Below are 7,524 nucleotides of genomic sequence, written 5' to 3' on the forward strand. Positions count from 1 at the left end.
GGGACGGATGGCCATTGGTCAGAAGGTCACAGGGGGCAGACATGAGATCGCAGCGCCGCGGATAGCGCTGATCCACGTAGCACCTCGTCGGCAGCAGCGATTTGAGGACGCCCCCGCCAGCGCGCGGCGCTGCCACAGAATCGGGCTTACTTGGGCCCCATCATCTTCGCCAACACTTCCGGCCGCGGCGCGCCCTGCTGTTGCTGCAGATGGCCATTCTCATCCTTGTAGAAAATCGATGGCGTCGCGGACAGGCCCAGGTCTTCCATCAGCTTCATGTTGGCGTCGAGCTTGGCCTGGAGGTCCTTGGGAATGCTGGACATGGCCTTGAGAGTGCTGCTCTTGCCCGCTTGCTCGTGCCTTTGCAAGGCCAGTTCCGGGTTGGCATCGGCCAGCAGGGTCGCGGCCTTGGCGGCGCTGTCTTCGCGAATCACACCGACCATGATGTGGCGCAGCTGGACCTTGCCGGACTTGACCCAGGGCCGGGCCTGTTCCCAGAACATGTTGCAGTAGGGGCAGTTGGCGTCGCTGAACAGATAGATCACTTTGGGCGCGGTCCTGGCGCCGTCGGCGATCCAGGTGCTGCTCTCCATCTGACTCCACATTTGTTTGGTCAGGGGCTCGAAGACCAGCTTTTGCAGCGGCGCTTCGCTGAGGTCGTCGCCCTTCTCATCGAACAGATTGCCTGCCAGCACATGCTTGCCGTCAGGCGTCAAATACAGCGCCATTGCCTGTTTCTGGTATTCGGCGGCGTAGCCCTTCAGCCCGCCGGGTGCGTCGAAGGAGCCTTTGATGGTCGCGCCCTTAGCCTCCAGGGCCTTGATGGGCGCTGGTAATTCTTCAGCCTGCAGTAATGCGCTCTGCAGTGTGAATAAGGCAATGGCGCCTAGAATGGAAGGTCGCATGTATTTCATTGAGGGCTCCTTGAAAAAGAGGGCCTGGAATCGGAGGACATTGCCGATTCGCCGAAGCCATCCAGGCTGATGTCATCCAGATAGTGCTTCAGGCTGGCGGCGGACAATTCGCCCATATGGCTTGCGGACATGAGTCCGTCGCGGTTGTAGAAAAGGGTGGTCGGCAGCGCGGCTGATCCGACCTGCCGGGCGAGTTCGCCCCTGTCGTCGAACAACACGTTATCCAGATGCAGACCCTGGTTAACGAAGAAAGTCGCTACCTCGCGAGGACTTTGCGGCTGATTGATGAACAGGAACACCACATCGGCATTGGCCCGTTGCGCAGTCTGCAATACGGGCATTTCGCGGCGACATGGCGGGCACCAGGTGGCCCAGAGATTGACCACCAGAGGCTTGCCTGCGTAGCCCCGCAGTGCCACGGTCTCACCTGCGGCGTTGAGCAGCGCCAGATCCGGCAGTCGCGCGTCCTCGTACTGTTCGCTCACAACCAGGCCGGCCAGCCACCAGAACAGCAGACCGCTCACCACCCCCAGCCCCAACGGTGCCCGCAACGCAGGCCGTTGCCAGCCGCGTATAACCGCACCGATCAGAGCCGCGATGATTCCGGGCCAGACCAGAAACCCGCCGTCGCGGATGTCGATGATGCTCAACGGTTGGGCTTGATACTGGCTCCAGTAGGCACTCGCGAAAGCCAGCCTGGCGACCACCAGGCCCAGCAAAAACAGGCTGAACAGTGAACGTTCGGGATTGATTTTCTGTCGACGCCCACTCATCCAGCCCACCACTGTGCCCAGCGCAAGGGCAGCGAGCAGCAGCAGATGATTGATCGCCAGCGCGAACGGGCCAAGGGAAACGCTCAGCATCAGCCGTGCTCCCGCGTTGCCTGCCACTGTTCGAGGAATTCCTCGTCATTGACTTCGCCCGTGATGCGACGCTCGCGGCGTTCGTTTCCGTCAGGGCCGAGCCACAATAGCGTCGGCGGTCCCGGCACAGCATAACGCTTGAGCAGTTCGCGACTGGCGGCATTGTCAGCAGTCACGTCCAGGCGCAGCAGGCGCACGCCACTCACCGCTTGCATCACCTCACGTTTGCCGAACACGCGCTTCTCCATGATCTTGCAGGACACACACCAATCGGCGTAGTAATCCACCAGCACCCATTGGCCATCGGCTTTCGCCGCAGCCAGCTCGCGATCCAGCGCAGCCGGGTCCTTGAGCGTGGTAAAGGCGTCATGGCGCGCGCTGCCCACCTCCGATCTCGCCCCGCTGTAAATCTTCAACGGCTGCCAGGGGTCGTCTGCACCACCGGCGGCGCCGACCAGCATCATCGCGCCCCATAACCCGAGAATCAGGCCAGCAGGTCCGCAAATCAGCGCGGCACGTTTCAATGTCCGGGTTTGCACCACAGCGCTGTACGCGACAATCAGCAGCAGGGCGCCAAACAGCGCCAGCCACAGGCTTTCCGACAGCAGCGGCCGGACCATGATCAGTGCCGTGCCCAGCAGCAGAAAGCCAAAAACGCCTTTGACCAGATCCATCCACGCGCCCGGTTTGGGCAGGAAACGGTTGCCGAGCGTCACCAATAGCAGCAGTGGCAGACCAATGCCCAGCCCCATGACGAACAGCACCAAAGCGCCGTGCACGGCATTGCTACTCTGGGCGATGTAAAGCAGTGCGCCCGCCAGCGGAGCCGTCATGCAGGGGCCGACCATCAAACCCGACAGCGCCCCCAGCACGCCGGCGCCCAGCACACTGCCGCCCTGACGCTGACGCCCGGCGTTTTCCAGACGATCACGCAGCAAACCTGGCAATTGCAGTTCGAAGAAACCGAACATCGGCAGCGCGAGGATCACGAACAGGCCAGCGAAGCTGCCCAGCAGCCAGGGTTGCTGCAAAGTCGATTGCAGCTGACTGCCCAGCAGCGCCGCAACGACGCCCAACCCCGCATAGATCAGCGCCATGCTCAGCACGTAGACAGTTGCCAGCACAAGGCCGCGACGCGGTCGGGCGCCGCTGCCCACCACGACCCCGGCAAGAATCGGCAGCATCGGCAACGAGCAGGGGGTGAATGCCAACAGCAACCCCAGCCCGAAGAAAATCAGCAGGCTCCAGCCCAGCGAGCGCTCGTGCAGGATGCTGGCCAGCGCCTGATCGGGTGCCTGGCCGTCGATAACCTTCGCGTTGCCACCCTCCAGATCGACGGTCTGGGTTTGTGGTGGATAACACAGACCTGCGTCGGCGCAACCTTGCCAACCCACCTTGACCTGCCCGCTGGCAGAAGCAGGGATGACCAGCTCCAGACCCTGGCGATAAACCTGCTGTTCGCCAAAGTATTCGTCGTTGTGCTGCTCCCCGGCAGGCAGAGGCGGTTGTTGGCCGGCGCTCAGGCCATCGAACTTGAGACGTTTCTGATAGAGGTAGTAACCATCGGCGATTTGCCAGTACACACGGGTCTCACCGGATTCCAGACGCTGCGAGCTGAACATGAATGCCTGCCCGACCGGCAAGAAATCAGGCTTCTTGAACAAGTCCCCGCCCGGAAGCGCGTTCGCCAACAACGGTAACAAAAGAAGCACCAGAACCCACAACCTACGCATGCCCAACCCCAGCCAATCATCGATGCGGCGAGGGTGACGGGCGGTGATTAAGGGGTGATTAACTCGAGAGGATGCCCCGCACCGCAACCCCGGCTTTTCCAAGTCCTCCCGCCCGAATCGCAGTCCTTCAAAATGCGTCAGCGCCGGATCGTGCATAATCCGCCCTTAATACCAACCTGTTCCACTCGCCTTTTTTTCGAGGCCGCCCATGCACGTATTGCTCTGTGAAGACGACGACCTGATCGCCAGCGGCATCGTCGCCGGCCTGGACGCTCAAGGTCTGACCGTGGATCGCGTCGCCACTGCGTCCGCGGCTCGGGCGATGCTCTCGGCAGCGCATTTCGATGTCTTGGTTCTGGATCTGGGGCTGCCCGACGAAGACGGTCTCAAGCTGCTGCGCCAGTTGCGTCAGCAAGGCGTCGAGATCCCGGTGCTGATCCTGACCGCGCGCGACACGGTCACCGATCGCGTCGATGGGCTGCAGGCCGGCGCCGATGACTACCTGCTCAAACCCTTCGACCTGCGCGAGCTGAGTGCGCGGCTGCATACGTTGGTCAGGCGCATGGCGGGTCGCAGCGTCAACGTCATCGAGCACGGCCTGCTGACGTACGACCCCAGCAGCCGTGAAACCCGTCTGGCCGGGCAGGCGGTGGACTTGTCGCGGCGCGAACAGGCGCTGCTTCAGGCCCTGCTCAACAACAACGGCCGAGTGCTGTCCAGCGAGCAACTGAAGGACTGCGTTTACGGCTTCGGCGATGAGGTCGAGAGCAATGCCCTCAACGTGCATATTCATCATCTGCGCCGCAAGCTCGGTGGTGGCATCATCGAAACCGTACGCGGCCTGGGCTATCGGCTGGGGCCAGCCGGAGATGTGGAGCAACCTCGATGATGAGCCTCAGAACGCGGCTGAGCCTGACACTGGGCTCGGCGTTCATCGTGATCTGGGTACTCGCGGCCGCCTGGATGTTGCGCGACCTGCGCACGCAAATGATGGAGTCCCTGGATCAGCGTCTGGAAGCATCGGCGCGCATGGTGGCCGGGCTGCTGGAGCAAATCCAGATGCCCAGCGACACCGACGGCAAGACCCTGCACGCCGGTGAGCTGAGCATCCCGAACGGCATGGCCTGTCAGCTCAGTTCCTTGCGTGGGCAAGTATTGGCGCGCACGGAGAGTTCGCCGGCAGAGCCGTTGAAGGCCGACTCCAGCGGCTTCGTCGACCAGATGATCAACGGCGAGCACTGGCGCGTGTACACCATGATGCACGGCAACGTGCGCGTCAGTACCGCAGACCGGCAGATCGAGCGAGACGTGCTGGGCCATTCGGTATTGCTCGCCGCCTCGCTGCCGGTGCTGGTGGCGTTGTTCGGCAGTCTGATTCTGGTCTGGTTCGGCATAGGCCGGGGGCTGGCGCCGCTCAATCGAATGCGCGATGCGCTGAACCGGCACAGTGCCGATTCGGTCGAGCCGTTGGATGTGCCCGATCTGCCCAGCGAATTGCAGCCGTTGCTCATCAGCCAGAATCAGTTGTTCCAGCGCATCGCCCAGACCCTTGAACGCGAACGCAGGCTCACCGGGGACGCAGCCCATGAACTCCGCAGCCCACTCACGGCGATCAAGACCCATCTGCAAGTGGCGCGTATGACTGAAGGCGACAAGCGCGACAAGGCGCTGGCCCATGCGGAGGAGGGTGCCGATCGCATGCACCGCACGCTGGAGCAACTGCTGTTGTTGGCGCGGGTCGAGGGCAGCCTGTCATTCGATGATGGCGTGCAATGCGATGCCGAGAAAGTCGCAAGGCTGGCGATTCACGACGCCAATCATAGTGATGACCAGCGTATCGAATTGATGCTGTCTTCTCAGTTATCCACAGCGCCTGTGGAAATGCCGGCGGCACTGGCGGTGGCGGCCTTGCGTAATCTGTTGGACAACGCCTTGCGCCACACGCAGGCCGGCGCGCGAGTGGAGTTGAGCCTGGAGACGTTCGACGGTCAGGCGCATTTTCGGGTACGGGATTACGGCCGTGGCATCCCGGAGCCGGATCTGGACAAATTGACCCAGCGCTTCTGGCGCAACGGCAAAAGCCCCGGCGCAGGGCTGGGCCTGGCGATCGTACAGGCCATCGTCCAGCGTTGCGCCTGCTCGCTGAAGTTCGACAGTCGCAGTGATGGCTTGCGAGTGGAGTTGAGCATGCCGTTGCGCCGGACTGAGGTCTGAAGCCGCGCTGCTACAGATTCATACGCGCAAGGCGCAGTAAAAAGAACGCCCTGCGGCCGGGTAATCCAGTCCCACTCACCCGTCGGAAAACTCTGAAACATCGACCATCCCTCCGACAACCCTTTGATTCTGTTTCCTAATCCCGGACAATCGCGCCCCTTTCCCTATAGAGAACCGGTCAGGGGCGCTGACTGCCGAGCTTTTTGACGCGCTTTTGACCTTGTAGCTATCACCGGCAACGGAGAATCGACCGGATGAATGATCAGGCCAACAGCGTCGAGCAACCCATCGACGCAGCGCCCGCGAGCGTGACGACGAGCATGACTAAATGGCACCGCTACGACACCACCTGGATGCTCGGGTTGTTTGGCACCGCCATCGGCGCAGGCACTCTGTTCCTGCCGATCAACGCAGGTATTGGTGGTTTCTGGCCGTTGCTGGTTCTGGCGTTGCTGGCGTTTCCCATGACGTTCTACGCACACCGCGGTTTGACCCGCTTCGTGCTGTCTGGTCGTGAAGGCGCCGACATCACCGAAGTGGTCGAACAGCACTTTGGCAAGACCGCCGGTGCACTGATTACCTTGCTGTATTTCTTCGCCGTGTTCCCGATCCTGCTGATCTATAGCGTGGCGCTGACCAATACGGTCGGTAGCTTCCTCGAACACCAGCTGCATGTTCAGCCGCCGCCGCGGGCAGTGCTGGCGTTCGTGCTGATTCTTGGTCTGCTGGCGGTAGTGCGTTGTGGCGAGCAGATTATCGTCAAGGCCATGAGCCTGATGGTGTACCCGTTCATCGTTGCCTTGCTGTTTCTGGCGGTCTTCCTGATTCCGCACTGGACCGGCGGCATCCTGACCACGGCCACCAGCATCCCGGCGCCTTCGGCACTGCTGCATACCCTGTGGCTGGCGATTCCGGTAATGGTGTTCTCGTTCAACCATTCGCCGATCATTTCTGCCTTCGCCGTCGACCAGAAGCGTCAGTACGGTGCACTCGCCGAGCAACGCAGCTCGCAGATTCTGGCCCGCGCTCACGGTCTGATGGTGGTCATGGTGCTGTTCTTCGTGTTCAGCTGCGTGCTGACGCTGTCGCCTGAGCAACTGGCCGAGGCCAAGGCGCAGAACCTGTCGATCCTGTCCTATCTGGCCAACCATTTCAGCAACCCGACCATCGCGTTCGCCGCGCCGTTGATTGCCTTCGTGGCCATCACCAAATCGTTCCTGGGCCACTACATCGGCGCCAGCGAGGGCCTCAAGGGGCTGGTGATCAAGAGCGGCCGTCGCCCATCGCCTCGCGCGCTGGATCGTCTGACCGCAGGCTTCATGCTGGTGGTCTGCTGGCTGGTCGCAACCCTCAACCCAAGCATCCTGGGCATGATCGAGACGATGGGTGGGCCGGTCATCGCGGCGCTGTTGTTCCTGATGCCGATGTACGCCGTGCACAAAGTCCCGGCGATGCGTCAGTACGCGGGCAAGCTCTCCAACGTGTTCGTGGTGGTGGTCGGTCTGGTTTCGATTTCGGCCCTGGTTTATTCATTGATGCCGTAACCGCCCGGCGGCGATCATGTTCGCAAAAGGTGATCGCCGGCTGCAGTCCTGTATCAGTCCGGCTCGCCGGTGGTAGCGATTCCAAATACGCCATTGCTGGCAAGCCTTGCTGCGACGGAACCGGTGTCGTTTCTGGTGCGTGCTCCCCGACCCCCCATGGAAGATCGGGGTCACTCAAGTGTGTTCATGGTCCCCGGGGTGTTGCCCATCACCTGGCATCAGGCGATGGTATCGACCACACCACCATCCACGCGCA

The 7,524-nt window shown here is 61.9% G+C and carries 6 protein-coding genes; 3 read left to right on the top strand and 3 right to left on the bottom strand.

Annotated elements, in window-relative coordinates:
• Window positions 1-146: 146 nt before the first annotated feature.
• Genes dsbG through dsbD form a run of 3 tightly spaced genes read right to left on the bottom strand, consistent with a single transcriptional unit; the run spans window position 147 to window position 3,510 of the window.
• Window positions 147-914, bottom strand: a complete 768-nt coding sequence (gene dsbG, locus CE491_RS02125) for a thiol:disulfide interchange protein DsbG (protein ID WP_407681315.1) — start codon at window positions 912-914, stop codon at window positions 147-149.
• The gene (locus CE491_RS02130) at window positions 911-1,777 is read right to left on the bottom strand and encodes a TlpA disulfide reductase family protein (protein WP_110946723.1); all 867 of its coding nucleotides are present in this window, start codon (window positions 1,775-1,777) and stop codon (window positions 911-913) included. Before CE491_RS02130 ends, dsbG begins: the two co-directional genes overlap by 4 nt.
• Window positions 1,777-3,510 (bottom strand): protein-disulfide reductase DsbD, encoded by a 1,734-nt coding sequence (gene dsbD / locus CE491_RS02135; RefSeq protein WP_110946724.1) that lies wholly within the window; start codon window positions 3,508-3,510, stop codon window positions 1,777-1,779. Before dsbD ends, CE491_RS02130 begins: the two co-directional genes overlap by 1 nt.
• Before the next feature lie 208 nt (window positions 3,511-3,718).
• Between dsbD and CE491_RS02140 the strand changes: the two genes are divergently transcribed.
• The 3 genes from CE491_RS02140 (at window position 3,719) to CE491_RS02150 (ending at window position 7,268) form a co-directional block, all read left to right on the top strand.
• Window positions 3,719-4,399: a response regulator gene (locus CE491_RS02140; protein ID WP_110946725.1), complete on the top strand. Its 681-nt coding sequence runs from the start codon at window positions 3,719-3,721 to the stop codon at window positions 4,397-4,399.
• Window positions 4,396-5,724 carry an ATP-binding protein gene (locus CE491_RS02145; RefSeq protein ID WP_110946726.1) on the top strand — a complete coding sequence of 443 codons (1,329 nt, stop codon included), beginning with the start codon at window positions 4,396-4,398 and terminating at the stop codon, window positions 5,722-5,724. Before CE491_RS02140 ends, CE491_RS02145 begins: the two co-directional genes overlap by 4 nt.
• Window positions 5,725-5,978: 254 nt before the next feature.
• Window positions 5,979-7,268 carry a serine/threonine transporter gene (locus CE491_RS02150; RefSeq protein ID WP_110946727.1) on the top strand — a complete coding sequence of 430 codons (1,290 nt, stop codon included), beginning with the start codon at window positions 5,979-5,981 and terminating at the stop codon, window positions 7,266-7,268.
• The last annotated feature ends 256 nt before the right edge of the window (window positions 7,269-7,524 follow it).

It is taken from the genome of Pseudomonas bohemica (assembly GCF_002934685.1).
Taxonomy (GTDB): domain Bacteria; phylum Pseudomonadota; class Gammaproteobacteria; order Pseudomonadales; family Pseudomonadaceae; genus Aquipseudomonas; species Aquipseudomonas bohemica.

What these genes read in the sequence shown, in the direction of transcription:
- CE491_RS02140 (WP_110946725.1), top strand. Translation starts at nt 3,719, where the DNA reads ATGCACGTATTGCTCTGTGAAGACGACGACCTGATCGCCAGCGGCATC.
- CE491_RS02130 (WP_110946723.1), bottom strand. Translation starts at nt 1,777, where the DNA reads ATGCTGAGCGTTTCCCTTGGCCCGTTCGCGCTGGCGATCAATCATCTG.
- CE491_RS02145 (WP_110946726.1), top strand. Translation starts at nt 4,396, where the DNA reads ATGATGAGCCTCAGAACGCGGCTGAGCCTGACACTGGGCTCGGCGTTC.
- dsbG (WP_407681315.1), bottom strand. Translation starts at nt 914, where the DNA reads ATGAAATACATGCGACCTTCCATTCTAGGCGCCATTGCCTTATTCACA.
- CE491_RS02150 (WP_110946727.1), top strand. Translation starts at nt 5,979, where the DNA reads ATGAATGATCAGGCCAACAGCGTCGAGCAACCCATCGACGCAGCGCCC.
- dsbD (WP_110946724.1), bottom strand. Translation starts at nt 3,510, where the DNA reads ATGCGTAGGTTGTGGGTTCTGGTGCTTCTTTTGTTACCGTTGTTGGCG.